Here is a 26,559-nt window from a genome sequence, read left to right as displayed (position 1 = left end):
ATGGCGCGCAACATCGGACGAACCGCACTCGGCGCGACCGCGGTCGGCACCGCCACCGTGGCGTACGCGGCCGGGATCGAACGAACCCGCTGGACGCTGCGCCGGGCCGAGCTGCCGGTGCTCGCCGAGGGGGCGCGGCCGCTGCGCGTGCTGCACCTGTCCGACCTGCACATGATGCCCGGGCAGAAGTCCAAGCAGCGCTGGGTCGCCGCGCTCGACGAGCTCGACCCCGACCTGGTCGTCAACACCGGTGACAACCTCGCCCACCGGCACGCCGTGCCCGCTGTGCTGCGCGCGCTCGGCCCGCTGCTCCAGCGCCCCGGCGTGTTCGTCTTCGGCAGCAACGACTACTACGCGCCCCGCCCGAAGAACCCCGTGCGGTACCTGGTGAAGTCGAAGCGGAAGATCCACGGCATCCCGCTCCCCTGGCGCGACCTGCGCGCCGCCCTCGTCGAACGCGGCTGGCACGACCTCACCCACGTCCGCCAGCTCGTCACCGTCGCCGGCCAGCCGATCGCGATGGCCGGCGTCGACGACCCGCACCTGCACCGCGACCGGTACACCGACATCGCCGGCCGCCCCAACCGGTCGGCCGCGCTGCGCCTCGGCGTGACCCACTCCCCCGAGCCCAGGGTCCTGGACGCCTTCGCCGAGGACGGCTACGACCTGGTCATGGCCGGCCACACCCACGGCGGCCAGCTCCGCGTCCCCGGCTACGGCGCGATCGTGACGAACTGCGAGCTGGACCGGACCCGGGCGCGCGGGGCGTCCCGGTGGGGCGCGCACATGTGGCTGCACGTGTCGGCCGGCCTCGGCACGTCCCCGTACGCCCCGGTCCGGTTCGCCTGCCCGCCGGAGGCCAGCCTGCTGACCCTCGTACCCCGCCCGACCGGCGGTAACGGCGCCGACAGCAGCAAACAGGGCGCCCGCTTCGGAGCCGGCGCGGACGTCGGCTAGACTTCTGCTCGGACCTCCGGGGTGTGGCGCAGCTTGGTAGCGCGCTTCGTTCGGGACGAAGAGGTCGCAGGTTCAAATCCTGTCACCCCGACCGCAGGTCAGGCCCTGTTCACAGAGGATGTGGACAGGGCCTGATTCGTCTATGCCTGACTAGCTGCCTGACTGCGAGCTCTTGGCGCTTGTCGTCCCCGTGCGAACTGAAGCACGACGAGCCGAGACTGCGGGTCTGCGGGGCGGGTCCTTACCTGACACCCATGTTTAGGTCGTTCCCTCACAGACGGCCCTTGAAGTGCACCGGACTGTCGGCCTAGACCGTGTGGACGAGTTCCTCTCCTACTTGCGTCAGGTGTATAACCTGGCGAACGGATACGACTCGTCACGTGCCTCAAAACTGACCCTTGGAGTGGCTGGGCTACCCGAAGTACAACGACTTCCAGTGGCGCACGATCTTCAAAGACGTGGACGAAGGAACCACGCCACCACCGCGAAATGCCTACTGCTGAAGGGTGCCGGTGACCTCGGCGGATGGTGCGGCGATCTCATCACTTTCTACGGGGAATGGGTCCGCGACGAGCCCGCGAACAAGAACGGCTACCAATACGCCATGTCGAGGATCGCGAAGACGAACGTGATCACCACGTTCATGCTCAATGACCTCGTCGAGGACATAGACCGCCACCACATCGGCATGATGATTCGGGGCGGCGCGAACGTCGCAACCCAGTTCGAGTACGTACTGCCGGCGGCGGCCACCTGACGCGAGTCAACCGGTTCTTCGACAGCCGCTACGACACCATGACGGACACCAACCTGGCCGCAGTGGCCAGTCGACGCGGCGAAGACCTGCGGGCCTTCTGCAAGGGGTACGCCGATATCCTCAATGCTCTTCGCAGGGAGGAGAACCGACGCCTCCGCGCCCTGAGTGAGGATTGACCAGGACCGTGGAAGAGTTCGCCAGCGACATCGCCCTCATGTTCCTGGTCTGCACCCCGCTGCTGGTGTTCGCCAAGGTCGTGCACGGGCTCGCCGCGCAGCGCCTGTCTTTCGCTTCACGTGGCTCGCGCGGAGTGAAGGTCGAGTTGGTGGCGTGGCTGCTCCTCGGGGCAGTCGACTCGCACACGTTCGCGTTGTGGTCAGGCGTGGCCAACCAAGCAGAGGACCTGTGCGCGAAATATCGCCCAGAGTTGGGCGACAACGTCTATCTCAGCGGCGGGTACTTCTTCGAATATCCCGTCAACGTTCAATGCGTGTGGCCAGCTGGGGGAACGGTGACCGTCACACCGTGGCCCCTCAACGCCGCTACCGCGCTGTTCGCTGCGGCAGCCGTCACTGTTACCGCGTACACGGTCATCAGCGCCTACCGCCGTTCCCGCCACAACACCGCACGTTAACGCGCAGATCTGCCGCGACCACACGTGGAGAGCAACCATGACACCGATCAAGGCGGGTCCGGGCCGCGGGCACAAGGTACGGGCACTTCCTCGCAGCCTGCTCTGAGCTTCCCCCGTTGCTCGGACTGCGGCCCTAGGGCCTGTTCGTTGATGTGACGGTTTTTCGGGTCCGGCACCGGTCTGGTGGGTATCGTGGCCGCGACATCGGATGCGATCATGGAGCACCTCAGATGATCATGCGACGTAGCGTTGCCGGGGTGGTCGGCGTCGGGGCGGCCCTCCTGTTGGCGGTGAGTGGATGCTCCGACGACACGTCCGCCGACCCGGTGGGGCAGGTTACGGAGACCACCGACGAGCCCGCTGTCACGACGATCGAGCTGACGGTTGGCGGGGAGCCGGTCGAGCTGACCGACTCGGTGTCGACGTGTTACGACCACGAGGGGCACCTGATGGTCGAGGCGTACAACGCCGACGATCCCGACGCCTCGCACTTCCTGATGGACCACTACCAGGACACCGTGTCCCTCAGCATCGGCGTTCGGGACGGGGAGCTGTTCCGGTACGAGGAAGGCGCGAACGGGCAGACCGCCGAGGTTTCGCGGGACGGGAACTCCGTCACGGTCGACGGGACGATCGGGGTCTCCGGTGACTCCTCGGAGCCTCGGGCGTTCACGATCGACGCCGAGTGCGCGGAGTTCGTCGACTCCCCGCCGGACAGCAGCAAGGTCGATCCCGGCGAGCTGCCGAGCATCCCGGGGTCCTGTCCGCCCGGGCAGGCCGTGTGCATCCCCGACGGGAACTAGTGGCCTACCGGCCCCACGGATGAGGCAGGATCCAGGGGGTGAGCAATCATCCCTTGGCTGTGGTTCCCGAGTCGCTGTTCGATGACGAGGAAGCGGAAGCGCGATGGCGTGCGCGGTTCACCGCCGCGCGGGTGTCGCTGCCCCGGTGGGCGCAGGACGCGCCCGACCGGAACCTGTTCCTGTCCAACTCCAGCGGGGTCTGGGAGGTCTACGCCTGGGATCGGGTGACCGGAACCCAGCGCCAGGTCACCGACCGGCCCAACGGCACCTCGTACGCGGCCATCAGCCCCGACGGGGAGCACATCTGGTGGTTCGCGGACTCCGACGGGGACGAGTTCGGGAGCTGGGTCCGGGAGGCGTTCGCCGGGCGGCCCGCCGGGGCGGACGCCGAGGTCGCGATGCCGGGGAGCGTGCCGGGGTATCCGGCCGGCGTGGAGATCGGGCGATCCGTTGCCGCGGTCGGGGTGTCGAACGACGACGGGACGACCGTCTTCGTCGCGCGGGGCGACGAGCCGGCCGAGGTGGTGTACCGGGACCCGCACGACGGCGGGGTCGCGGCGCTGTCCCGGGACGAGACGTTGCTGGCCATCGCGCACTCGGAGCACGGGGACAACCGGCATCCGGCCTTGCGGGTGTTGGCGGTCGCGGACGGGTCGACCGTCGCGGAGCTGTGGGACGGGGCCGGGAAGGGGCTCGACGCGCTCGCGTTCAGTCCGGTCGCGGGGGATCAGCGGTTGCTGGTGCTGCACGAGCGGCGGGGGCGGGAGGAGCTGCTGATCTGGGACCCGGTGGCGGGGACCGAGACCGAGCTCGGCCTCGACCTGCCGGGGGAGGTCACCGGGGAGTGGTGCTCCGACGGGCGGTCGATCGTCGTTCTGCACACGCATGAGGCGCGGAACTCGTTGTACCGGTTGGATCTCGACACCAACGCACTGTCCAGATTGGACACTCCGAACGGGACGATCGGGTCGGCGTCGGTGCGGCCGGACGGGACCGTGGAGTACGCGTGGTCCAACGCGGCCCAGCCGACCGTGGTGCGGGCGTTGTTCCCGGACGGGACCGGGCGGGTGCTGCTGGAACCGCCGGGGCACAAGGCGCCCGCCTCGGTCGAGCTGCAGGACGTGTTCGTCGAGTCCGACGGGATGGTGCACGCGTTGTACGCGCGGCCGGTGCTCGCTCCGGAGGGGCCGCTGCCGACCGTGTTCATCCTGCACGGTGGCCCGCACTCGGCCGACGAGGACCGGTTCTCGGCGTACCGCGCCGCCTGGCTGGACGCGGGGTTCGCGGTCGTGCACGTCAACTACCGCGGGTCGACCGGGTACGGGTCCGCGTGGCGCGACGCCATCGAGGGGCGGCCGGGGCTCACCGAACTCGAGGACGTCGCCGCGGTGCACGCGTGGGCGGTGGAGAAGGGGCTCGCCGACCCGGCTCGGTGCGTCGTGAACGGGGCGTCCTGGGGCGGCTACCTCTCGCTGCTCGCGCTCGGGACGCAGCCGGAGCTGTGGGCGGCGGGGGTCGCCGGCGTGCCCGTGGCCGACTACCTGGCCGCGTACGCCGACGAGATGGAGCCGTTGCGCGCGTTCGACCGGGCCCTGTTCGGGGGCTCGCCGGACGAGGTGCGGGAACGCTACGTCGAGTGCTCGCCCATCACCTACGTCGACGAGGTGCGGGCGCCGGTGCTGGTGGTCGCCGGCGAGAACGACCCGCGCTGCCCGATCCGGCAGATCGACAACTACCTCGACCGGCTGGCCGTCCGGCGCGCCGCGTACCAGGTGTACCGGTACGACGCGGGACACGGCTCGCTGGTCGTCGCCGAGACGATCAAGCAGGTCGCCATCGAGATCGAGTTCACGCGGCGGGCACTCGGCATGTCCAATCATTGACGCTTGTACAAGCGCGTGTTTGTATTCGGGCATGCCACTCGTGGACCTGCTCGACGAGGCGTACGCGTGGACCGGGAAGCGCCTGGCCGCCGTGCCGCCCTCGGCCCTGGACGCGCCGACGCCGTGCCCCGACTGGAACCTGCGGCAGCTGCTGAACCACCTGGTCGGCGCGCTGGCGATGCAGCTGGACGCGGTCGAGGGCACGCCGGCCGCCCAGGGGGTCACCTTCGAGGAGGTGGCCGACCGGGCCGCGCGGGTCTGGGCCGAGCCCGGGGTGCTCGACCGGACCTGTCCGATGCCGTTCGGGCCGACGCCGGCGCGGGTCGTGCTCGTGCTGCACGTGACCGAGGTCGTCCTGCACGGCTGGGACGTCGGCGTGGCCACCGGGGAACGCGCGACCATCCCGGGCTGGCTCGCCGAGCCGCTGCTCGACGCAGGGAAACCGCTGGTCACCGACGCGCACCGGGGGCCGGTGTTCGGGCCGGAGCTGCCGGCGGGCGACACCGGGGAGTCCAGGCTGCTCGCCTTCTACGGGCGGACACCGTGAGCGGGCTCGAGGCGGCGTTGCGCGCGCTCGGGGACGGCAACCGGCGCGCGATCCTCGAACTCGTGCGGGACGAGCCGCGCGCGGTCGGCGAGATCGCCGAGCGGGTCGCGCTGTCCCAGCAGGCCGTGTCGCACCACCTGCGGGTGCTGCGCGGCGCCGGCCTGGTGACCGAGCGGCGCGAGGGCACCCGGCACCTGTTCGCGGTCCGGGTGGACGGCTTCGGTGCGGTCCGCGAGTACCTCGACTCGTTCTGGCCCGACCGGCTGGCCGCCCTCAAACAGGCGGCGGAGCGGAGGTCGGCCGATGGCTGAGTACCGCGGCTCGATCGACATCGACGCGCCGCCCGAGGTCGTGTTCGAGCACCTCACCACCCCCGAGGGCATGGTGGCCTGGATGGGTCAGCACGCGGTGCTCCACCCGGAGCCGGGCGGCGAGTTCACCGTCGACGTCGACGGCACGCCGATCCGCGGCCGCTACGTCGAGGTCGAGGCGCCGCATCGGATGGTGGTCACCTGGGGCGTGGCCGGCAGCGAGGAGTTCCCGGCCGGCTCGTCGCGGGTCGAGTTCCGCCTCACGCCGACGACCACGGGCACCAGGGTCGACCTCGAGCACACCGGGCTGCCGGGCACCAAGGGCAGCGGGTACGCGGCCGGCTGGGTGTACTTCCTGGACCGGCTGCGCACCGTTGCCGCCGGCGGGGACCCCGGCCCGGACCTGCTCACCGTCACCACCCGGGAGCTGTTCGACGACCTGGCCGGCGAGCAGCTGCGCCGACCGGGCGTGGTCATGGGCCGGGCCATGCGCAAGGACGTGCTGCGCGTGCACGACAGGGTGTACGCGTTCGTCACCAAGGACCGGCTCGTGGTCAAGCTGCCCGCAGAGGTCACCGCCGCGATGGTCGACGGCGGCGAGGCCGTGCCGTTCCGCTCCGGCGGGCGGCCGACCCGCGAGTGGGTGATGGTGCCCAAGCCGACGATGCCCGCCGAACTCGACCGGTGGCGGCGGCTGGTCACCGAAGCCCGGACGTACGTCGCTACGCCTTCTGCGCCTGCCACATCCAGTGCTGCTTCTCCAGCTCGGCGGCGATCTCGATCAGCAGGTCCTGGGTGACCAGGTCGGACTTGTCGGTCTCGTCGATGCGCTTGCGCAGCCGCTCGATCAACGCGCCAAGGATCTCCACGATCGCCGCGACCGTCGACTCCACCGACTGCCAGTTGTCCGGGTACTCCGGGATGCCGGAACTCTCCAGCACCGTCTTCGTCTTGCCGTTCGGGGACACGCCGATGGCGTTCGCGCGCTCGGCCACGTCGTCGACGAACTGACGCGCGGCGGTGACCAGCTCGTCCAGCTGCAGGTGCGCGCTGCGGAAGTTCGGGCCGACCACGTTCCAGTGCGCCTGCTTGCCGATCAGCGACAGGTCGACGAGGTCCACCAGTGTCGCCTGCAGGACGGCACCCGTGGACGTGCGGTCGGCTTCCGGGAGAGGGCTGGTGATGGGTGACTTGGTCATGGTCCGGGACTACCCAGACCGAAGTGCGGTCATACCCGCGCTGTGGCGAACTCCACCACCTGTGACCCGATCGTGCGAAGGGACGCCGCCACCTTCTCGTCCGAGCAGTCGCCGTCCGGGTCGAACAGCACGTCGGCGGAGTTGACCGCGGCCCCCAGCGGGGTCGGCCAGCCACGCAGCGCGTGCACGATCGAGCGCAGCGACGTCAGCGTGGTCACCGCGGCCTGCCAGCCCCTGGCCGTCGCCACACAACCGACCGCGCGGCCGTCCAGGTACGGGCGGCGGTCGTCGCGGAGGTCCTCGACGTAGTCCAGGGCGTTCTTGACCAGGCCGGACACCGTGCCGTGGTAGCCGGGCGAGACCAGCACCACGCCGTCGGCGGCGCGCAGCTCCTCGACCAGGCGGTGCGCCAGCGGGCCGCGTTCCGGCTCGGCCGGGTCGTAGAACGGGAGCACCAGGTCGGCGCCCGACACGAGCGTGGTCTTCGCGCCGGCCAGCGCCGCACCGGCGAGCGCGATGCGCAGAGCACGCTCGGACTGGGAGTCGGTCCGCAGTGAACCGCCGATCCCGACCACGTTGACCGTCACCGCCGCTCCCTTCCCGCGTGGGTCGCCTCCTCCGATCATCCCCCATTCGCCTACCCCGATCGCGGGTCTGGGCGTGTTCGCTACCGCGTCGCAGGTCAGGGGTGCAGACTTGGCGCATGTCGAGCGCGTTGAGCAGGGTTCCGTTGTCGGTGCAGGGCGCCGCGCTGCACGCCGTGTTCGCCCTGCCCCAACCGGCGCGCCGGCTGCTCGCCGGGCCGCCGATCCGCCGCGACGGCCTCGAGCTCGCCCTGGACGCCCAGCTCCTGCTGCGGATGGCCGCCCTCACCGACCAGTCGCTGACCTCGACGACCGCCGAGGGCGCGCGGGCGCGAATGGAGGCCGGGCGCACGCTTCTCGGCGGACCCATCGTCGGCGGCGTGGACACCCGGAATTTGAACCTGCCGGTCACCGACGGCACGATCCCGGCCCGGCTGTACGAGCCGGACGACCTGCCGGCGGGCTCGCCGCTGCTGGTGTACTACCACGGCGGCGGCTGGGTGATCGGCGGCCTCGACACCCACGACGGCGTCTGCCGGTACCTGGCCACGCACGCGAACGTGCGGGTGCTGTCGGTCGGCTACCGGCTCGCGCCGGAGTACCCGTTCCCGGCCGCGGCCGACGACGCCTACGCCGCGTTCCGGTACGCGGCGGCCAACGCGGAGTCGCTCGGCGCCGACCCGTCGGCGATCGCGGTCGGCGGGGACAGCGCGGGCGGCAACCTGACCGCGGTCGTCTGCCTGGACGCGGTGCGCCGGGGCGGGCCGCGTCCGGTGTTCCAGCTGCTGTTCTACCCGGCCACCGACCCGTCGGTGCGGCGCCGCTCGCGGGACTTGTTCGGCGACGGGTTCTTCCTCACCGACGACGACATGACCTGGTTCATCGACCACTACTGCCCCGACGTGTCCGCGCGCACCGACCCGAGGATCGCCGTGCTGCTGGCCGACGACCTGCGTGGTCTGCCGCCCGCCTACATCGCCACCGCCGGGTTCGACCCGCTGCGCGACGAGGGCAACGCGTTCGCCGACCGGCTCCGGGAGGCGGGCGTGCCGGTGGTGAAGCGCCAGCACGACGACCTGATCCACGGGTTCGTCAGCTTCCTGAGCCTCGGGTCGCGGTTCCGGGAGGCGGTGTCCGAGGCGGCCGGCGCGCTGCGCACCGGGCTCGCGCTGCGGTCCAGGGCCAACGTGGTGGACCTGTTCCGGCCGACCGCCTGAGTCGGACGCAACCAGAACTGTCGGTAGGCGCTCGTAAATTGGTTGCCGAAAGGCGATCACGAGAGGTCAATCAAGCCATGCGGCTCTACCGACAGATGTTCGCCCTTCCCGGCGTGCGCACCCTGATGGTGCTCATCTTCTTCGCCCGCATCCCGGCGACGGCGGCGGGCATGGTGCTGACCCTGCACGTCGCGGTCGGGCTGGAGCACGGCTACGGCGCCGCCGGCCTGGCCGGGGCCGCCGCCACCATCGGCATCGCGCTCGGCGCGCCGGTCATGGGCCGGGTGGTCGACCGGTACGGCCTGCGGTCGATGGTGCTGGTCACCACGCTCGGCGAGGCCGCGTTCTGGCTGTTCGCGCGGTTCCTGCCGTACCCGGGGCTGCTGGTGGCCAGCTTCGTCGGCGGGCTGCTGGTGCTGCCGGCGCAGTCGATCGGACGGCAGGCCATCGCCGCGCTGGTGCCCGCCGACCTGCGGCGCACGGCGTACTCGATGGACTCGATCTCCACCGAGCTGTCGTTCATGGTCGGCCCGGCGCTGGCGGTGCTGCTGGCCACGCAGTTCGACACCAGGACGGCGATGCTCGCGATGGGGTTCGGCGTGCTGACGGTCGGCGCCGCGGTGTTCCTGGTGAACCCGGCCGTGCGGACCGCGGACGAGCAGGCGGAGGCGACCGGGGAACGGCTGCCGAGGCGGGTGTGGCTGACCCCGAGGATGATCGCGGTGCTGGTGATCGGCGCCGGCGCGGTGTTCATCCTGGCCGGCTCCGAGGTGGCGATCGTGGCGCAGCTGCGGGAGAACGGGGAGCTGTCCTACACCGGCGTGGTGGTGATCGTGTGGTCGGCGATCTCGGCGATCGGCGGGCTGGTGTACGGGGCGCTGTCGCGGACCCCTGGCCAGGTGACGCTGATGGCGTGGCTGGGCCTGCTGACCGTGCCGATCGGCCTGGCCGGCGGCGAGTGGTGGGTGCTGGCGCTGGCGCTGCTCCCGGCGTCGGCCCTGTGCGCGCCGACGATCGCGGCCACCGGCGAGCAGGTCAGCCGCCTGGCCCCGGCGGCGGCCCGCGGCGAGGCGATGGGCATGCAGTCCTCGGCGTTCACCATCGGGGCGGCGGCCGGGGCGCCGCTGGTGGGGTTCGTGGTGGACCACTCGTCGCCCGGCTGGGGGTTCGCGCTGGCCGGCGTCGGCGGGGTGCTGGTGGCGGCGGTGGCCGCGGTCCTCATCGCCCGGCAACGTCAGGTGGAGCCGGTACCGGCCGTGCCGGTGTGAGTCAAACCTTGATCCACAGTGGGTACACGGTCGCCGCGTTGGCCTGCTCGTCGTAGCCGAGCTTCTGGCCGACGCACTCGACGACGACGGTGTTGCCGGGGGCCAGGAGGTGCTGCCCGGCGTTGCGGACGGACGACAGGGCCATCGGCACGACCACGACCAGGCCGCTGGCCGGGTTTCGGTACACGAGGTGGTTCACCGCCTGGTCGCCGCGCATGGCCGGGTCGAGGGCGGTGAAGGCGGCCACCACGGACGCGTAGCCGGAGTTGTTCGTGATCCGCTGGTCGCGAGTGGCGGCCAGGTCCGCCTGGCGCCGGTTCACCAGCTCCTTCCCGGCGTTCACCAGCCGCTCGAGGTTCGACCCCCACCGCCGGTCGAGGCCGCGGGCGACCAGCTCGAACGTGTCGCCGTTGGCGAGTTCGCGGAGCACCGGCTCGCGGAAGTCGCTCGTGGGGGCGTCGAAGTTGATCCGGTCCAGGCGCCAGGTGCGGACCAGCTCGGCCTCGATCCGGCTCGCGCGGATGATGTCGGAGTCCGGGGCCTGGTAGATGTCGTTGGTGCCGGACATGGTGCCGCCGGACCGCTGCAGCTGCATCCAGTTGGCGAAACCGCCGGTGGTCTGGGCGCCGGTGGTCCGCTGCTGCTGGACCTCGCGACCGGTCAGCCGGAGGCCGGGGAACAGCTGGTCGTGCAGGTCGGCGACGAACTGCGCGTCGAGGTAGATGTACGAGGTACCGGGTCCGGGCACGGCGGTCCTCCTGAGCGGCGATCTCGCCTGGGAAGTCGCGCACCCGGCCGGTTCGTTACCTCGGTTGCCGTTCGCAAGTTGTCCACAGGGAGTGTCCACATGTTCACAACCCTCACGCGAACGGGTCGAACGGGATGGCGTCAGGCTTGGCCTTGCGGAGGTTGTCCTCGAACGCGCCGTCCTTGATGGCCAGGCTGGCGCTGCCGAAGTCGGCGGCGACGAGGGTGGCGCGGATGCCGGCCGGGTAGTGGTCCCAGCTCACCAGGTCGGGGTACTGCCAGGTGCCGTAGTGGTTCTCCGGCTGCTCGTCCTTGCCGGCGATGCGGAAGCAGTGCGTGCTCCACCCGTCCTTGTGGTAGACGACCTTCGCGTGCGTGCCCTCCCAGCCGACCTCCGACCGGGGGTACGTGGCGTAGTCGCCGTGCGCGGACACCGAGACGTACTCCGCCGTGTCGCTGGTCTGGTTCACCCACACGACGACGTGCTCGATGTCGTGCCGGTGGCCGCAGCAGTCGATGCCCGGCACGGCCTGGTCCTTCTCGAAGTACAGGTCGTACAGGTACGCGCACCAACCGGCGTCGCACTTGGACCGGGAGTACGAGTTCGTGTTGTCCAGGTCCGACTGGTCGTGGCAGTTGCCGTTCAGCGCACCCGAGTTGTTCAGGCCCGGGTTGAGCGTGCCGTCCTGGCCGATCGCGGGGGTCGGGTAGCAGCCGTCGCCGTCGTAGTCGAACGCCGGCTGCCACCGGCCGTCGGCCTCGGCGAAGCTCGCCGGCAGCGCGGTGGGCGGTTCGGCGTGGGCGACGCCGGGCACGAGCACCGTCAGCGCTACGGCACCCAGTACGGCACGGAACGTGAGCGACAGTGTTCGACGAGTCACACGATCGACTGTAACGGGGTGTACCCACTCCGATACAGCGACGAACGTCGGGTCACCGCTTGGCGAGGGCCTCCGCGATCTCGTACGTGTTCAGCGCCGCGCCCTTGCGCAGGTTGTCCCCGCACACGAAGAAGTCCAGCGTGTTCGGGAAGTCCAGCGCCTGGCGGATCCGGCCGACGTACGTGGGGTCGCCGCCGACGACGTCCGCCGGCGTCGGGAACACGCCGTTCGACGGGTCGTCGACCAGCGTCACCGACGGCTGGGCGGCGAACAGCTCGTGCGCGCGCTCCACGGTCACCGGCTGCTCGAACGTGGCGTGCACGGCCAGCGAGTGCGTGGTCACCACCGGGACCCGCACGCAGGTCGCGGACACCTTCAGGTCCGGGATGCCCAGGATCTTGCGCGACTCGTTGCGGACCTTCAGCTCCTCGGAGAACCAGCCGTCGCCCTTGTACGAGCCGGCCGACGGGACCACGTTCAGCGCCAGCGGCGCCGGGAACGGCGAGTCCGCCAGCGGCAGCCCGGCGGCCTCCAGCGCCTCCCGGACGTCACCGGCGCGCACGCCGACGCCCTTGCCGACCACCGCGGCCAGCTCCGCGTACAACCGCTCGACGCCGGCCACGCCGGCACCCGACACCGCCTGGTACGACGCCACGACCAGCTCACGCAGCCCGAACGTGCGGTGCAGCGCGCCGAGCGCGGCCATCATCGACAGGGTCGTGCAGTTGGGGTTCGCGATGATCCCGCGCGGGCGGTCGGCGATCTTGTCCAGGTTGCACTCGGGTACGACCAGCGGCACGTCGTCGTCCATCCGGAACGCGCCGGAGTTGTCGACCACGACCGCGCCCCGGGAGGCCGCGATCGGCCCCCACTCGGCGGACACCTCGTCCGGAACGTCGAACATCGCCACGTCGACGCCGTCGAAGACCTCGGGGGCGAGCGCCTGGACGGTCAGCTCCTCGCCGCGGACGGTCAGCTTCTTGCCGGCCGAGCGCGGGGACGCGATCAGCCGCACCTCGCCCCACGGCCACTCCGGGCGCGCGTTCAGGATGTCGATCATCACGGAGCCGACGGCACCGGTGGCGCCGACCAGCGCGAGCGTGGGAGCCATCAGCGACCACTCCCCGCGTACACCGTGGCGATCTCGTCGCCGCCGAGGTCGAACGCCTCGTGGATCGCGCGGACCGCCTCGTCCAGCTCGGTGTCGCGGATCAGCACCGAGATCCGGATCTCCGAGGTGTTGATGATCTCGATGTTCACCCCGGCCCTGGCCAGCGCCTCGCAGAACGACGCCGTGACGCCGGGGTGCGAGCGCATGCCGGCGCCGACCAGCGACACCTTGCCGACGTGGTCGTCGTAGAGCACGGACGTGAAGCCCAGCTCGTCCTTGATCTTCTCCAGCGAGGACACCGCGGTCGGCCCGTTGTCCTTCGACAGGGTGAACGTGATGTCGGTGCGCCCGGACATCGTGCTGGACACGTTCTGCAGCACCATGTCGATGTCGATCTCCGCGTCGGCCACCACGCGGAAGATCCGGGCCGCGACGCCCGCCTTGTCGGGCACGCCGGTGACGGTGACCTTGGCCTCGGACCGGTCGTGTGCGACGCCGGTGATCATTGCCTGTTCCACGGAAAGGTCCTCCACTGAGCCGGTGACGATCGTGCCCGGCTTGTTGGTGTACGACGAGCGGACATGGATGGTGACGCCGTAGCGGCGGGCGTACTCGACACAGCGCAGCATCAGCACCTTCGCGCCGGAGGCCGCCAGCTCGAGCATCTCCTCGTAGGGCACCCGGTCGAGCCGCCGCGCGTCGGTCACGATCCGTGGATCCGCGGTGTAGACGCCGTCCACGTCCGTGTAGATCTCACACACGTCCGCGTTCAGCGCGGCCGCCAGCGCTACGGCGGTGGTGTCCGAGCCGCCCCGGCCGAGCGTGGTGATGTCCTTGGTGTCCTGGCTGACGCCCTGGAACCCGGCGACCAGGCAGATGTACCCGTCGTCCAGCGCCTGCCGCACGCGGCCGGGCGTCACGTCGATGATCCGCGCCTTGCCGTGCGTGGAGTCGGTGATCACCCCGGCCTGCGACCCGGTGAACGACACCGCCTCGGCGCCGAGCGCACTGATCGCCATGGCCACCAGCGAGTTGGAAATGCGCTCACCGGCGGTGAGCAGCATGTCCATCTCCCGCTCCGGGGGCACCGGGTTCACCCGTTGGGCGAGATCGAGCAACTCGTCGGTGGTATCCCCCATCGCCGAGCACACCACCACCACGTCGTTGCCCGCCTTGCGGGTGGCGACGATCCGCTCGGCGACCCGCTTGATCCGGTCCGCGTTCTCCAGCGATGAACCGCCGTACTTCTGGACCACGAGCGCCACTGTCCGAAACCTCCTCGAAGCGACCGATAGCCGAGCCTAGTCGAGTCGGCGAATCGATTCCGTCCTTCGTGTGGCCCCCGCCACGTGCGGAGATCTTGGATTCGGGCCCGGTTTCCGCACGTGACGTGGGAGTACGCCGGCCGATTGGACCACCTCCCTAAGCTGTAGCCGCCGGGCAGATGTGACGTGGGAAGGATCGGGGTGTCTGCGACGGATGTGACGGGCGCCGACACCGAGACCGCGCCACCCCGGGTGACCGAGCGTCGCCTGATCGACACCGTTCGTGCTCGGTGGCCGGCACGGCGGATCTGGACGCTGCTCGCGCCGGCGCTGATCTTCCTGGGGATCCGCGAGTTCGGGCTGCTGGTGCTGACCTGGATGGCCGCGGCCACCGGCCGGTCGGTCACCGAGGCGCTGCGGTCCTGGGACGGGCAGTGGTTCCTGGCGATCGCCGAGAGCGGGTACGAGGGCGTGCCGGCCGGCCTGGTCGACGCGTTCGGCAACCGCTCCGCGGAGACCCCGCTGGCGTTCTTCCCCGGCTACCCGATGGTCGTCCGCTGGTTCGCCGCCATCGACGGCGACGGCGGGATCGGCCTGGTGACCGCGGCGTTCACGGTGACGATCGCGTTCGGGGTGGCGTGCGCGTACGCGCTCGCGCGGCTCGGCCGGCACATCCGGGGCGGCTCGCCGAGGACCGGGCTGATCCTGGTGGCGCTGTTCGCGGCGTCGCCGATGTCGATCGTGCTGGTGATGGCGTACTCCGAGGCGATGTTCTGCGCGCTGGCGGCGTGGTCGCTGGTCGGGGTGCTGGAGCGGCGGTGGGTGCTGGCCGGCGTGTGCTGTGCCGCGGCCGGGCTGGTGCGTTCCACCGGCGCCGCGCTGGTGCTGGCGGTCGGGCTCGCGGTCATCGTGGCCGTGGTGCGGCGGCGGGACGGGTGGCGGCCGTGGGTCGGCGGCGTGATCGCGCCGGTCGGGCTGCTCGGCTACCTGGCCTGGGTCGGGGTGCGGACCGGCGAGTGGAACGGCTGGTTCGGCCTGCAGGAACGCGGCTGGGGCACCGGTTTCGACGGCGGCGTGGCGACGGTGACGTTCAGCCTGGAGGCGCTGGCCGACGCGCGGTCGGTGCTCGAGGTGACCACGGTCGGGCTGATCGTGGTGGCGCTGGTGCTGCTGGTGGTCGGGTTCAAACGGCGGGTCGAGTGGCCGCTGATGGTGTACGCGGCCGGGGTGCTGGTGATGGACCTCGGCTCGAACGGCCTGATGAACTCCAAGGCGCGGCTGATGGTGCCGGCGTTCACCCTGCTCATCCCGGTGGCCACGGCCCTGGCGAAACGGAAACCATCGACGGCGGTGCTCACGCTGTGCGCGCTGGTCGTCGCCGGCTCCTGGTTCGGGGCCTACTCGATCACCTCATGGGGGTACGCGATCTGATGGAGCCCGACAAGTCCGCCCGGACCAGTGTCCCGGTGCACGAGCTGATCCGGACGCGGTGGAGCCCGCGCGCGCTCGACCCGGACGGGCAGGTCGGCGAGCCGGCGCTGCGGGCGATGCTGGAGGCCGCGCGGTGGGCGCCGTCGCACGGCAACACGCAGCCGGCCCGGTACCTGATCGGCCGGCGCGGCGACGAGACCTACGGGCGGCTGCTGGACCTGCTGTCGCCGAGGAACCGCGAGTGGGCGTCGGCGGCGGCGGTGCTGGTGCTCGGCTGCGTGGTCACCGAGAACGAGAAGGGTCCGCTGCCGTCGGCCGAGTACGGCGTCGGCCTGGCCACGGAGAACCTGGTGCTGCAGGCCGTGGCCGAGGGCGTGGTCGCGCACCAGATGGGCGGGTTCAACAAGGACGGCGCGAAGCTGGTCCTCTCGCTGCCGGAGAACGTCCGGCCCCTGGTCGTGATCGCCATCGGCACCCCCGGCTCACCCGACCTCCTCGACGACGACCGCCGGGAGCGCGAGCTGGCCCCGCGCCGGCGGCTCCCGCTGTCGGAGATCGCGTTCGCCGGTGAGTGGGGCTCCCCCGCGTTCTAGCCGAGCCGGCGGATCAGCCGGGACAGGACGCTGGAGACGATCAGCCAGAACAGTGCCGCCAGGCCGAAGTTGACCAGGACGCGCAGTTCGGCGTTCTCCGGTGTGAACAGGTTCCGGAACGCGAGTGCCAGTGGGTCGGCGGCCTCGGCGAAGAAGGTCGTGATCCCGTTGTCCGGGTTGGCCTGGCCTACGGTGAGCAGTACGTGGATGACCAGGGTCAGCGCCAGGACCAGCCCGACCCAGCGGACCACCCCGGCCACGACTCCCACCACGGTGTCACGTGCGGCCATGGCGGGAGTGTGGCACGAGATCGGCTCAGCGGGAAACGAGCCGCGCGATCAGGCCGGCGACGACGATCCAGAACACGGCGGCGAGGCCGTAGTTCACGATGATCTCGAGGTTGTTGTTGGCCATCGGGAACAGGCCGGGGAAGAACAGCGCGAGTGGCTCGGCCAGCGACCTGACGAACTGGAAGAACTGGTTCGCCTGGTTGGCGCCGAAGAGGTGCAACAGGATGTAGACGACCTCGATCAGCGCGAACAGGGCGCCGATACCGGTGATGACTCGCGCCGCTGTGCCGCGGCCACTGCTGACGGCCCACCTACTACGAGTAGTCATGGGAAAGGAATGCCCGTCGCCGTTCTGGGCGAAACGGCGCGTGGGAGCAACCTCGCTACGCCGTTCGGCCCAGAATGTGGGACCGGGGTTTCGCCGCCCGGGGTCGCGGTGGCTAGGCTGACGGCCGTGGCGCGTGCTCTCCTCCTTCGTTGCCGCGACGGGGCCTGACCAGACCGGCTCCCCGCCGCGGGGCGAAGCCTTGCCGGTCGACTTCATTCACCCGGCACGCAGGAGCTTTCGCACATGACCATCCAGGACACCCCGCCCGTCACCAGCCGTATCCGTGTTCCCTCCCGGCCGGCACCCGCCGACCAGCCGACGTGGAACACCCAGCGCGGGTCGGGCATGCCGGTCCACCGCTACCGCCCGTTCGCCCAGGTCGTCGAGCCGGTGACGCTGCCCGACCGCACCTGGCCGGACAAGGTCATCGACCGCGCGCCGCAGTGGTGCGCGGTGGATCTGCGGGACGGCAACCAGGCGCTGATCGACCCGATGTCGCCCGCGCGCAAGCGGAAGATGTTCGACCTGCTGGTGCGCATGGGCTACAAGGAGATCGAGGTCGGCTTCCCGGCCGCGTCGCAGACCGACTTCGACTTCGTCCGCGAGATCATCACCGACGGCGCGGTACCGGACGACGTGACGATCCAGGTGCTGTCGCAGTGCCGCCCGGAGCTGATCGAGCGGACGTTCGAGTCGCTGGCCGGCGCGCACAAGGCGATCGTGCACATCTACAACTCGACGTCGATCCTGCAGCGGCGGGTGGTGTTCCGCGAGGAGCGCGAGGGCATCAAGAAGATCGCCACGTCGGCGGCGGAGATGGTGCAGGAGCTGGCCGGCAAGAACCCCGACACGGAGTTCCGGTTCGAGTACTCCCCCGAGTCCTACACCGGCACCGAGCTGAGCTACGCGGTCGAGGTGTGCAACGCGGTCACCGAGATCTGGCGGCCGACGCCCGACCGCCCCGCCATCATCAACCTGCCGTCCACCGTGGAGATGGCGACCCCGAACGTGTACGCCGACTCGATCGAGTGGATGCACCGCAACCTCACCCGGCGCGACGCCGTCGTGCTGTCCCTGCACCCGCACAACGACCGCGGCACCGGCGTCGCGGCGGCCGAGCTGGGCTACCAGGCGGGTGCCGACCGGATCGAGGGCTGCCTGTTCGGCAACGGTGAGCGGACCGGCAACGTCGACCTGGTGACACTGGGGATGAACCTGTTCAGCCAGGGCGTGGACCCGCAGATCGACTTCTCCGACATCGACGAGATCCGCCGGACGGTGGAGTACTGCAACCAGCTGCCGGTGCCCGAGCGGCACCCGTGGGGTGGTGACCTGGTGTTCACCGCGTTCTCGGGGAGCCACCAGGACGCGATCAACAAGGGCTTCGACGCGCTGCGCGCCGAGGCCGAGCGGGCCGGGCGGCCGGTGGAGGAGCACCCGTGGGAGGTCCCGTACCTGCCGATCGACCCGAAGGACGTCGGCCGCACGTACGAGGCCGTGATCCGGGTGAACTCCCAGTCCGGCAAGGGCGGCGTGGCGTACGTGATGAAGACCGAGCACCAGCTCGACCTGCCGAGGCGGCTGCAGATCGAGTTCGCCCAGGTCGTCCAGCGCCACACCGACAACGAGGGCGGTGAGGTGTCGCCCACGCTGATGTGGGACACCTTCGCCGCCGAGTACCTGTCCACGTCGACGCCGCTGGCCCTGCGCGAACACCGCGTGTCCGACAACGGCACCGGCCACGACGAGATCACCGCCGTGATCGACGTCGAGGGCGACCGGCACGAGATCACGGGCGCGGGCAACGGCCCGATCGCGGCGTTCGTCGACGCCCTGGCGTCGGTGGGCTACGACGTCCGCGTCCTCGACTACACCGAACACGCCCTCACCGCCGGCGACGACGCCCGCGCGGCCGCGTACGTCGAGTGCACGATCGGTGACCGCGTGCTGTGGGGCGTCGGCGTCCACAGCTCGATCGTCACCGCGTCCCTGCGCGCGGTGGTCTCGGCCGTCAACCGCGCGAACCGCTGAGTCAGGGACCGAACGGGGACCTGCCGTTCGCCAGCCTGCTCCAGCCGAGCAGGAAGCGCGGGAAGAAGCAGAGGACTCCCACCACGATGGCGAGCAGGGGGAGCGTGAGCCACGGCCCCCTGCTCACCTCGGACACGGTCAGCCTGGTCTCACCGGTGACGAGGGTGACCTCCTGGTCGCAGGTGATCGTGGCGTCGCCGGAGAAGTCCGGGGTCACCCGCCGGTGGACCGGGATGTCGTAGTCGGTCCTGGTCTCCTCGCCGTCCGGTGTGAGCCGGCAGTACATGGTCGTGCCCTGGTCCCCGTTCTCGGCGAGCGGCACGCGGTAGAACGCCACGGTCTCGCCCGCGGGCCAGGTCGCCTCCGACCCCGGCCCGGCCGGCGGCCCACCCGACGCGACGAATCCGGCGCCGACCATCAGCACCAGCCCGAGCAACCCGCCGAGGAACAACCCCCACGCGGTACGCCGCAACGGCTTGCGCGCCCGTCCGCGATCGGTTCTGGTCATCGGTTCCCCCCAGGTCACGAACCGTGATGAGGTCGAACCTGGAGCAACCGGGGTGCGGCCGACCAGTCCCGCACCGCGCTCAGCGAGGTGGTGGGAGCTTCAGCAGCCGCCGGACCCAGCGCGGGTTGGAGACGTGCGCCATGGCGTGAACGAACCGCGGGACGAACAGGAAGCCCCCGATCACCGCCATGGCCAACGGCACGCCGATCGCCGGCCCCTGCCGGGTGATCTCGGAGATCGACCTGACGGTCCCGGTCTGCACCGTGACCGCCAGGTCACAGCTGATCACGGCATCGCCGGAGAAGTCCGGCGTCCGCGGTTCCCAGACCGGCACGTCGAGGTCGCGCCAGGTGGGCTCGTTGTCGGACCTGAGCCGGCAGTGCGCCACGTCGTTGTCGCCGTCGCCCCGCAGTGGAACCGGATACAAGGTCATCGTCTCCCCGGCGGGCCAGGTCGCTTCGTGGCCTGGCCCCGCCTCGGGCTGTTCGCCGACACGACCAGCCCGGCGCCGACCACGAGCACGAGTCCGACCAGGCCGGCGATCAGCAACCCCACGCCGTGCGGCGGAGGGGCTTGCGCGGTCTGCTCGGCGTGCTCAGGATTCCTCCCGCAGTGTCGTCAACGCCATCGTCGCCATCGTGGTCGCGCGCCGACACTCCGGCTGCGGCCCGTCGTTCACGAGCAGCGTGACTGGACATCCTCCTCGTGCAGAGCGGGCGGCTGGACCGTACTCTCCGAGGGAGATTAGGGCAGCCGGCCAGGCGTCAGGGGCCGAGGGTTTCGGTGACGGAGGCCGGGCCGGCGAGGCTGTTGTCGTCGGCGCCGGTGTCCCAGTCGTCCTGGGTCAGCTGGGGTTTGACCTCGTGGGCGCGGATGCGGCCGTCACGGATGTCTTCGGCCCAGTGGCAGGCGACCTTGTGGCCGGGGGCGAGTTCGCGGAGTGCGGGGCGTTCGGTGTCGCAGCGGGACTCCTGGCGCCAGGGGCAACGGGTGTGGAAACGGCATCCGGTCGGCGGGTTCGCGGGGGACGGGAGGTCGCCGGCCAGGAGGATGCGTTCGCGGACGTCCTCGACCACCGGGTCGGGGACCGGGACCGCGGACATCAGCGCCTTCGTGTACGGGTGCAGGGGCTCGGTGTAGATCTGGTCGGAGTTGGCTTCCTCGACCAAACCGCCGAGGTACATGACGCCGACGCGATCCGAGATGTGACGGACCACGGCCAGGTCGTGGGCGATCACCAGGTACGTGAGGCCGAACTCGGTCTGCAGGTCCTCCAGCAGGTTGATCACCTGCGCCTGCACCGACACGTCCAACGCGGACACCGGCTCGTCGGCGACGATCAGGTCCGGCTCCACGGACAGCGCCCTGGCGATGCCGATGCGTTGGCGCTGACCGCCGGAGAACTCGTGGGGGTACTTGCGCAGGGACGTGCTCGGCAGGCCGACCGCCGACAGCAGTTCGCGCAGGCGGCGACCCGTGGACTCCTTGCCCTTGTCCAAACCGTGCGCGCGCATGCCTTCGACCAGCAGGGACTCCACCGACTGCCTCGGGTCCAGGGACGACATGGGGTCCTGGAAGACCATCTGCATCCGGCGGCGCATCGTGCGCAGCGGCTCGCCCTTCATGCTGGACAGGTCGACGCCGTCGAACACGACCTTGCCCGCCGTCGGCTCGGTGAGCTTGAGCATCGCGCGGCCGAGGGTGGACTTGCCGCAGCCGGACTCGCCCACCAGGCCGTAGGTCTCGCCCTGGCGGATCGACAGGTCGACACCGTCCACGGCGTAGACGTAGCCGACGGTCTTGTCCAGCACCACCCCGCGCTTGATCGGGAAGTGCACCTTCATGCCCTCGACCTCGACGAGGGTCGACGTGGTCACCTGGGTCACGTGAGGATCTCCTGCTCGACGCGGTCGGCCGGCTCCACCGGGTTGTGGCAGCGCAGCAACCGCTCGCCCGCCACCACCGGGTCGGGCTCCATCGCCGGGGTCACCTCCACGCACGTGTCGATCGCGTTCGGGCACCTCGGGGCGAAGGCGCAACCCTGCGTCCACGGGATGTTGTCGGCCACCGAGCCCCGGATCGGGGACAGGCGTTCGCCCCTCGGCGCGTCGAGCCTGGGGATCGACGCGAGCAGGCCGTGGGTGTACGGGTGGCGCGGCACGCGGAACAGGTCGTGCCGGCCCGCGCGCTCGACCACCCGGCCGCCGTAGAGCACGTTCACCTCGTCGCACAGGCCGGCGACCACGCCGAGGTCGTGGGTGATCATGATCAGTGCGGTGTCGGTTTCCTTCACCAGCTCGGCGAGCAGCGCGAGGATCTGGGCCTGGATGGTCACGTCCAGCGCCGTGGTCGGCTCGTCCGCGATCAGCAGCCTCGGCCGGCAGGCCAGCGCGATCGCGATCAGCGCGCGCTGCCGCATCCCGCCGGAGAGCTGGTGCGGGTACTCCGACAGCCGCCGCTTCGGGTCCGGGATGCCGACCTTGTCCAGCAGCTCGGCCGCCTGGACCGACGCCTCCTTGCGGGACAGGCCGCGGTGCCGCTCGATCACCTCCGCGACCTGCAGGCCGATCGAGATCACCGGGTTCAGCGACGACAGCGGGTCCTGGAAGACCATGCCCAGCTCCTGGCCCCGCCGGTCACGCATCTGCTTGTCCGACAGCGTCAGCAGCTCCGTGCCGTCGAACTTCGCCGAGCCGGAGACCTTCACCCCACGCTTGGCGAGCAGGCCCATGATCGCCATCGACGTGACCGACTTGCCGCAGCCGGACTCGCCGACCAGGCCGACCGTCTGGCCTGGCTCGACGTCGAAGCTCACCCCGTCGACCGCGGTGAACGGCTCCTCGCCCTTGCGCTTGAACACGACCGAGAGGTCACGCACCTCCAGCAGCGCCATGTCAGATCACCGCCTGCTCTTCGGGTCGAGGGCCTCCCGCAGCGACTCACCCATCAGGGTGAAGCCGAGCGCCACCACGATGATGCAGGCCGCCGGCCAGTAGGCGAGGTGCGGGTGGCTGTCGATGGCCTTCTGCGCCTCGCCGAGCATCGCCCCCCACTCCGGGATCCGGTCGTCCGGGTTGCCGAGGCCGAGGAACGACAGCGCGGCCGCGTCGATGATGGAGATCGCGAGCACCAGTGTCGACTGCACGATCACCGGGCCAAGCGAGTTCGGCAGCATGTGCCGGAACACGATCGCGCGCTGCCGGACCCCGAGCGCCCGCGCCGCGAGCACGTGGTCGCTGTGCCGTTGGGCGAGCATGGAGCCGCGCAACAGCCGGGCGAAGATCGGCACCTGCACCATCGCCACCGCGAGGATCACGGTGAACTGGTTGGGCTGGGAGAACAGCGCCCCGATCGACACCGCGAGCAGCAGGCCCGGGATGGACAGCATCACGTCGACCGCGCGCATCACCACGGTGTCGACCCAGCCGCCGAGCGCGCCGGCCAGCGTGCCGAGCACGAGCCCGCCGGTGAAGCCGATCAGCGTCGCCAGCACGCCGACCATCAGCGTCTGCTGCGAGCCGATCAGGATCCTGGACAGCAGGTCGCGACCCACCTGGTCGCCGCCGAGCGGGTGTCCCTCCTGCGGCGGCGGGATCTGGTCGCGGGCCCGGATGACCTGGTCGCCCAGCATCCGCTCACCCGGGTCGTACGGGGCGAGCCACGGCGACAGCAGCGCCAGCGCCACGAACGCCACCACGATCGCGGCGCCGAACAGGAACACCGGGTTGCGTCGCAGCCTGCGCCACGCGGCGGCGGCCACGCTGACGCCGGCGCTGTCCGTGCGCGCGGCCTGCTCGGCCAGCGCGTCGATCTTGTCCGTGCGGGTGCTCAATGCCCACCGCCTCGGGTGCGGATGCGCGGGTCGATCAGCGCGTAGGACAGGTCGACGAGCAGGTTGATGAGCACGAACACTCCGGCGGAGCACAGGATGAGCAGCAGCAGCACCGGGTAGTCCCGGCGTTCGAACCCGATCGCCAGCGCCTGCCCGATGCCGGGGAACGCGAACACCGTCTCGGTCAGCACCGCCCCGGCCAGCAACGCGCCGGTCTGCAGGCCGATCGTGGTGACCACCGGCAGCATCGCGTTTCTGAGCACATGTCGTCGCCGGATCACCGGTGTGGTGAGGCCCTTGGACTCGGCGGTGCGGATGTAGTCCTCGTCCACCACGTCGAGCACCGAGGCCCTGGTGATCCGGAAGACCACCGAGAACGGGATGCTGGCCAGCGCGACCGCCGGCAGGATCAGGTGCACGAAGGCGTCCCAGGCCGCGTCCCACTCCTGGGTGAGGATCCCGTCCAGCACGAAGAACCCGGTGACCCGGGTGGCGTCGATCCCGCCCTCCTGCCGGCCCGCGGTGGGGAACCAGCCGAGGTCGACGGCGAAGACCTGCTTGAGCAGGAACGCCAGGAAGAATACCGGCACGGCGACACCGATCAGCGAGCTGACCACGCTCAGGTTGTCCAGCACGCTCCCACGGCGGCGGGCCGCCAAGTAGCCGAGCGGGATTCCGATCGCGATGGCGATGATGATCGCCAGGATCGACAGCTCCAGCGTCGCGGGCAGGCGCTGCAGGAAGATGTCCAGCGCCGGGTCGCCCGGCTGCACGCCGGTGGACACCCCGAAGTCGCCGGACAACGCGCGTCCGACGAACTTGATGTACTGCACGAAGATCGGGTCGTTCAGACCCAGCTCCTCGGTGAGCCGGGCCCTGGTCTCGGCAGTGGCGCGCTCGCCCAGGAGGGCCGAGACCGGCCCTCCTGGGAGCGAGCGCAGCCACGCGAACAGCAGCAGCGACAGCACCCCGACGACTATCAGGAGTTGCAGCAGCCGCCGAATCGTGTAGCGAAGCACCTAGTCGGTTTCCTGTGGTGGGAGCGGAGTCGTGGTCAGCTGCCGATGCTGACCGTGTTGAACTTCTCGTCGGTCAGCGGGCTGGCGACCAGGCCAGACACGTTCTCCGCGATGACCAGGGCCGGCGGGGAGTGCGAGATCGGGACGGCCGGCAGGTACTCCGCCTTCAGCTTCTTGTTGATCTCCTCGTACATGCCCTGGCGGGTTTCGTCGTCGACCTCCGAGTCGGCGGCCTTCAGCTCGTCGGACAGCGTCGCGCCCCACGGGGAGTTGCCGGTGCCGAAGCGGTTGTTCGGGTCGGAGAAGAAGTTGCCGAGGAAGTTGTCCGGCGTGTTGTAGTCGCCGTTCCAGCCGAGCAGGAACAGGTCGGCCTTGCCCTGGTCGACGTCCTCCAGGTAACCGCCGTTCCACGGCTTGGAGACCACGTTCAGCTTGATGCCGACGTCCTCCAGGTTGCCCTGGATGAAGCCGAACATGGCGCGCGGGTCCGGCATGTACGGGCGGGTGACCTCGGTCGGCCAGTAGAAGTTGACCGACAGGTTCTGCGCGCCGGCGTCGGCGAGCAGCTGCTTGGCCTTGTCCGGGTCGTGGTCGTAGGACTGCACGTCGTCGGTCCAGCCGAACACGGTGTCCGGGTAGAAGTTCTCCGCGACCTCGGCGCCCTCGGGCAGCATCTGCTGGACCAGGCCCTCGCGGTCGATCGCGTGCGCGATCGCCTGGCGGACCTTCAGGTCACGCAGCTGCGGCACGTTCTTCTGGCCGATGCCGACGTAGAAGATGTTGAACGCCGGGCGGATCAGCAGCTGGAAGCCCTGGTCCTCGAGGTCCTGCCAGTCGGCCGGGCCGGGCAGGTCGTAGCCGTCGATGTCGCCGGCCTCGAGCGCCTGCTTGCGCGCGGTCTCGTCCGGGATGGCGCGGAAGATCAGCTTGTCCAGCTTGGCCTTCTCGCCCCAGTAGTCGTCGTTGCGGACCAGCTCGACGGTGCCGTTGGCCTCGTCGTAGCGCTCGAACTTGAACGGCCCGGTGCCGGTCGGGTGCTCGGTCGCGTACTCCGGGAAGGCGAAGCTGTCACCCTGCTGCGTGACCTCGTTCGCGTTGTACTTCTCCAGCGCGGTCGGGCTCTGCATCGACCAGGACGGCAGGCCGAGGATGTCCGGGAACTTGCTGGTGTAGCGGGTCAGCTTGACCTCGATGGTGGTCGGGTCGCTGACCGTGCACGACTCGTACAGCGACGGAGCCTTCTTGTCGGCGAACCCGCCGAAGTTGTCCTGCCAGTAGCCGGTGACCGCCGGGCTCTGCGCGGCGCCGGTGGTGTTGTACCAGCGCTCGAAGTTGAAGCAGGCGGCCTCGGCGTTGAAGTCCGTGCCGTCGTGGAACTTGACACCCTCGCGGAGCTTGAAGGTCCAGGTCAGGCCGTCCTCGCTGTTCTCCCAGGACTCGGCGAGACCCGGCGCGGCCTCCGCGGTGCCCGGCTTGAACTCGACCAGGCCCTCGAAGATCTGCTGGGAGGTGCGGAAGGTGGGGCCGTCGGTGGCGTAGAAGGGGTCGAACAGCTTCGGCGCGCCCTCGGTACCGAAGGTCATCGTGCCGCCGGTCTGGCCGCCCGCGTCACCCCCGTCGTCGCCCCGCTCGGATTCAGCGCACGCGGTCAGGACGAGCGCGGCGGTCAAGCCGAGCGCGGCCATGCGGACCGGGCGAATGTGGACCATTTCGCACCTCAGGATGTCGGTGTCTCACGTTTCGGTCGCCGACCTTATCCCGATCGGGTGGTTGGTCCGCAAAGCCTACGGGTCACAACTCGGTCACGCATGCCCGTTATCCGAACTATCCGTGCCGTTCACGACGATGTGGTCGGCTCGTTGCTCGGTGCCGTCCACCGCGAACCACCCGCGCTCGAACGCCTGCCAGGCCAGCAGCGCCTCCCTGGCCCGCTCGCCGTCCCTGGCGACGGCCCGCGCGAGCCGCTCGGCCGGGTCCGGGACCGCGCACCAGACCAGTCCGGACAGGCGCGGCGCGATCGAGCGGCGGCCGGCGGAGACGCCCTCGAGCACGAGGATCTCGGGGACCTCGACGGTGACGGTCGCGCCGGGGTGCGGGCGGCCGCCGGTCCACTCGGTGCGGACGTAGCGCCCCGGCCGGCCGGCGGCGAGCGGGTCGAGCACGCCCTCGACGAGCCGGGGCCACCAGGAGACCGGGTCGTCCCAGGTGGCGAAGTCGTCGGTGCTGACCAGGGCGGCCCCGAGCTCCCGGGCCAGCTCGGCGGCGTAGGTCGACTTACCGGACCCGGACGGCCCGTCGACCGCGATCAGCCGCACCCGGCCGAGCCGGGCCGGTCCGGGTCGGACCAGGCGCACACGGTCGTC

General features: G+C 70.5%; 29 protein-coding genes and 1 tRNA gene. 14 read left to right on the top strand and 16 right to left on the bottom strand.

Annotated features, from left to right (window positions below; all coding sequences use genetic code 11):
- From JT362_RS04935 to JT362_RS04895, 9 genes are all read left to right on the top strand, one after another.
- On the top strand, window positions 1-957 hold the full coding sequence (locus JT362_RS04935) for a metallophosphoesterase (RefSeq protein WP_260190383.1): 957 nt from the start codon (window positions 1-3) through the stop codon (window positions 955-957).
- A 17-nt stretch (window positions 958-974) separates the two neighbouring features.
- A tRNA-Pro gene (locus JT362_RS04930) sits at window positions 975-1,048 on the top strand.
- A 225-nt stretch (window positions 1,049-1,273) separates the two neighbouring features.
- Window positions 1,274-1,714 carry a hypothetical protein gene (locus tag JT362_RS04925; protein WP_260189809.1) on the top strand — a complete coding sequence of 147 codons (441 nt, stop codon included), beginning with the start codon at window positions 1,274-1,276 and terminating at the stop codon, window positions 1,712-1,714.
- 184 nt (window positions 1,715-1,898) lie between these two features.
- Window positions 1,899-2,348 (top strand): hypothetical protein, encoded by a 450-nt coding sequence (locus JT362_RS04920; protein ID WP_260189808.1) that lies wholly within the window; start codon window positions 1,899-1,901, stop codon window positions 2,346-2,348.
- Between the two features lie 236 nt (window positions 2,349-2,584).
- Window positions 2,585-3,151, top strand: coding sequence for a lipoprotein LpqH (locus JT362_RS04915; RefSeq protein WP_260189807.1), 567 nt, complete (start codon window positions 2,585-2,587; stop codon window positions 3,149-3,151).
- A gap of 38 nt (window positions 3,152-3,189) precedes the next feature.
- Entirely contained in the window at window positions 3,190-5,034 is a 1,845-nt protein-coding gene (locus JT362_RS04910; protein WP_260189806.1) for a prolyl oligopeptidase family serine peptidase, read from the top strand.
- Window positions 5,035-5,065: 31 nt separating this feature from the next.
- The gene (locus JT362_RS04905; protein ID WP_260189805.1) at window positions 5,066-5,581 is read left to right on the top strand and encodes a TIGR03086 family metal-binding protein; all 516 of its coding nucleotides are present in this window, start codon (window positions 5,066-5,068) and stop codon (window positions 5,579-5,581) included.
- A complete protein-coding gene (locus JT362_RS04900) occupies window positions 5,578-5,892 on the top strand; it encodes an ArsR/SmtB family transcription factor (protein ID WP_260189804.1) in 315 nt (104 codons plus the stop codon). The genes JT362_RS04905 and JT362_RS04900 overlap by 4 nt, the downstream gene beginning before the upstream one ends.
- A complete protein-coding gene (locus JT362_RS04895) occupies window positions 5,885-6,691 on the top strand; it encodes an SRPBCC family protein (RefSeq protein ID WP_260189803.1) in 807 nt (268 codons plus the stop codon). Before JT362_RS04900 ends, JT362_RS04895 begins: the two co-directional genes overlap by 8 nt.
- Here JT362_RS04895 and JT362_RS04890 read toward each other — a convergent pair.
- Window positions 6,615-7,091: a Dps family protein gene (locus JT362_RS04890; RefSeq protein ID WP_260189802.1), complete on the bottom strand. Its 477-nt coding sequence runs from the start codon at window positions 7,089-7,091 to the stop codon at window positions 6,615-6,617. The two genes, JT362_RS04895 and JT362_RS04890, sit on opposite strands and share 77 nt — an antisense overlap.
- 29 nt (window positions 7,092-7,120) lie before the next feature.
- A complete protein-coding gene (locus JT362_RS04885; protein WP_260189801.1) occupies window positions 7,121-7,678 on the bottom strand; it encodes an NADPH-dependent FMN reductase in 558 nt (185 codons plus the stop codon).
- 116 nt (window positions 7,679-7,794) lie between these two features.
- Here JT362_RS04885 and JT362_RS04880 point away from each other — a divergent pair, with 116 nt between their 5' ends.
- Complete coding sequence (locus tag JT362_RS04880; protein ID WP_260189800.1) at window positions 7,795-8,892, top strand: alpha/beta hydrolase; 1,098 nt, start codon at window positions 7,795-7,797, stop codon at window positions 8,890-8,892.
- Between the two features lie 77 nt (window positions 8,893-8,969).
- Window positions 8,970-10,160, top strand: a complete 1,191-nt coding sequence (locus JT362_RS04875) for an MFS transporter (RefSeq protein WP_260189799.1) — start codon at window positions 8,970-8,972, stop codon at window positions 10,158-10,160.
- Between the two features lies 1 nt (window position 10,161).
- Here JT362_RS04875 and JT362_RS04870 read toward each other — a convergent pair whose 3' ends face one another.
- The 4 genes from JT362_RS04870 to JT362_RS04855 all read right to left on the bottom strand — a co-directional run bounded on the left by JT362_RS04870 (window position 10,162) and on the right by JT362_RS04855 (window position 14,164).
- Entirely contained in the window at window positions 10,162-10,908 is a 747-nt protein-coding gene (locus tag JT362_RS04870) for a hypothetical protein (protein WP_260189798.1), read from the bottom strand.
- Between the two features lie 112 nt (window positions 10,909-11,020).
- Window positions 11,021-11,788: an NPP1 family protein gene (locus JT362_RS04865; protein WP_260189797.1), complete on the bottom strand. Its 768-nt coding sequence runs from the start codon at window positions 11,786-11,788 to the stop codon at window positions 11,021-11,023.
- 52 nt (window positions 11,789-11,840) lie between these two features.
- Window positions 11,841-12,899 carry an aspartate-semialdehyde dehydrogenase gene (locus tag JT362_RS04860; protein ID WP_260189796.1) on the bottom strand — a complete coding sequence of 353 codons (1,059 nt, stop codon included), beginning with the start codon at window positions 12,897-12,899 and terminating at the stop codon, window positions 11,841-11,843.
- On the bottom strand, window positions 12,899-14,164 hold the full coding sequence (locus tag JT362_RS04855; RefSeq protein WP_260189795.1) for an aspartate kinase: 1,266 nt from the start codon (window positions 14,162-14,164) through the stop codon (window positions 12,899-12,901). The genes JT362_RS04860 and JT362_RS04855 overlap by 1 nt, the downstream gene beginning before the upstream one ends.
- Window positions 14,165-14,365: 201 nt before the next feature.
- On the opposite strand from JT362_RS04855, the gene JT362_RS04850 reads away from it, so the two are divergent.
- Window positions 14,366-15,595 carry a mannosyltransferase family protein gene (locus JT362_RS04850; protein ID WP_260189794.1) on the top strand — a complete coding sequence of 410 codons (1,230 nt, stop codon included), beginning with the start codon at window positions 14,366-14,368 and terminating at the stop codon, window positions 15,593-15,595.
- Window positions 15,577-16,188 carry a nitroreductase family protein gene (locus JT362_RS04845; RefSeq protein WP_260189793.1) on the top strand — a complete coding sequence of 204 codons (612 nt, stop codon included), beginning with the start codon at window positions 15,577-15,579 and terminating at the stop codon, window positions 16,186-16,188. The genes JT362_RS04850 and JT362_RS04845 overlap by 19 nt, the downstream gene beginning before the upstream one ends.
- Here JT362_RS04845 and JT362_RS04840 read toward each other — a convergent pair.
- Both JT362_RS04840 and JT362_RS04835 read right to left on the bottom strand, forming a co-directional pair.
- Window positions 16,185-16,478 carry a hypothetical protein gene (locus JT362_RS04840; RefSeq protein WP_260189792.1) on the bottom strand — a complete coding sequence of 98 codons (294 nt, stop codon included), beginning with the start codon at window positions 16,476-16,478 and terminating at the stop codon, window positions 16,185-16,187. The two genes, JT362_RS04845 and JT362_RS04840, sit on opposite strands and share 4 nt — an antisense overlap.
- A 25-nt stretch (window positions 16,479-16,503) precedes the next feature.
- Window positions 16,504-17,022: a hypothetical protein gene (locus JT362_RS04835; protein ID WP_260189791.1), complete on the bottom strand. Its 519-nt coding sequence runs from the start codon at window positions 17,020-17,022 to the stop codon at window positions 16,504-16,506.
- Between the two features lie 27 nt (window positions 17,023-17,049).
- On the opposite strand from JT362_RS04835, the gene leuA reads away from it, so the two are divergent.
- Window positions 17,050-18,837, top strand: a complete 1,788-nt coding sequence (leuA, locus tag JT362_RS04830) for a 2-isopropylmalate synthase (RefSeq protein WP_260189790.1) — start codon at window positions 17,050-17,052, stop codon at window positions 18,835-18,837.
- A 1-nt stretch (window position 18,838) separates the two neighbouring features.
- Here leuA and JT362_RS04825 read toward each other — a convergent pair whose 3' ends face one another.
- The 8 genes from JT362_RS04825 to JT362_RS04790 all read right to left on the bottom strand — a co-directional run bounded on the left by JT362_RS04825 (window position 18,839) and on the right by JT362_RS04790 (window position 26,550).
- A complete protein-coding gene (locus JT362_RS04825; protein ID WP_260189789.1) occupies window positions 18,839-19,345 on the bottom strand; it encodes a hypothetical protein in 507 nt (168 codons plus the stop codon).
- Window positions 19,346-19,424: 79 nt separating this feature from the next.
- A complete protein-coding gene (locus JT362_RS04820) occupies window positions 19,425-19,778 on the bottom strand; it encodes a hypothetical protein (RefSeq protein WP_260189788.1) in 354 nt (117 codons plus the stop codon).
- 331 nt (window positions 19,779-20,109) lie between these two features.
- On the bottom strand, window positions 20,110-21,189 hold the full coding sequence (locus JT362_RS04815; protein ID WP_260190382.1) for an ABC transporter ATP-binding protein: 1,080 nt from the start codon (window positions 21,187-21,189) through the stop codon (window positions 20,110-20,112).
- Between the two features lie 38 nt (window positions 21,190-21,227).
- The gene (locus JT362_RS04810) at window positions 21,228-22,238 is read right to left on the bottom strand and encodes an ABC transporter ATP-binding protein (RefSeq protein ID WP_260189787.1); all 1,011 of its coding nucleotides are present in this window, start codon (window positions 22,236-22,238) and stop codon (window positions 21,228-21,230) included.
- Window positions 22,239-22,244: 6 nt separating this feature from the next.
- The gene (locus tag JT362_RS04805; RefSeq protein ID WP_260189786.1) at window positions 22,245-23,177 is read right to left on the bottom strand and encodes an ABC transporter permease; all 933 of its coding nucleotides are present in this window, start codon (window positions 23,175-23,177) and stop codon (window positions 22,245-22,247) included.
- Entirely contained in the window at window positions 23,174-24,196 is a 1,023-nt protein-coding gene (locus JT362_RS04800) for an ABC transporter permease (RefSeq protein WP_260189785.1), read from the bottom strand. The genes JT362_RS04805 and JT362_RS04800 overlap by 4 nt, the downstream gene beginning before the upstream one ends.
- A 35-nt stretch (window positions 24,197-24,231) precedes the next feature.
- Window positions 24,232-25,905 carry an ABC transporter substrate-binding protein gene (locus JT362_RS04795; protein ID WP_260189784.1) on the bottom strand — a complete coding sequence of 558 codons (1,674 nt, stop codon included), beginning with the start codon at window positions 25,903-25,905 and terminating at the stop codon, window positions 24,232-24,234.
- Window positions 25,906-25,998: 93 nt separating this feature from the next.
- Complete coding sequence (locus tag JT362_RS04790) at window positions 25,999-26,550, bottom strand: uridine kinase family protein (protein ID WP_260189783.1); 552 nt, start codon at window positions 26,548-26,550, stop codon at window positions 25,999-26,001.
- Between the last annotated feature and the right edge of the window lie 9 nt (window positions 26,551-26,559).

It is taken from the genome of Actinophytocola gossypii (assembly GCF_025165815.1).
GTDB lineage: Bacteria > Actinomycetota > Actinomycetes > Mycobacteriales > Pseudonocardiaceae > Actinophytocola > Actinophytocola gossypii.
The sequence above is the reverse complement of the archived record's forward strand: the minus strand, read 5'-3'. Positions and strand labels throughout refer to the sequence as shown.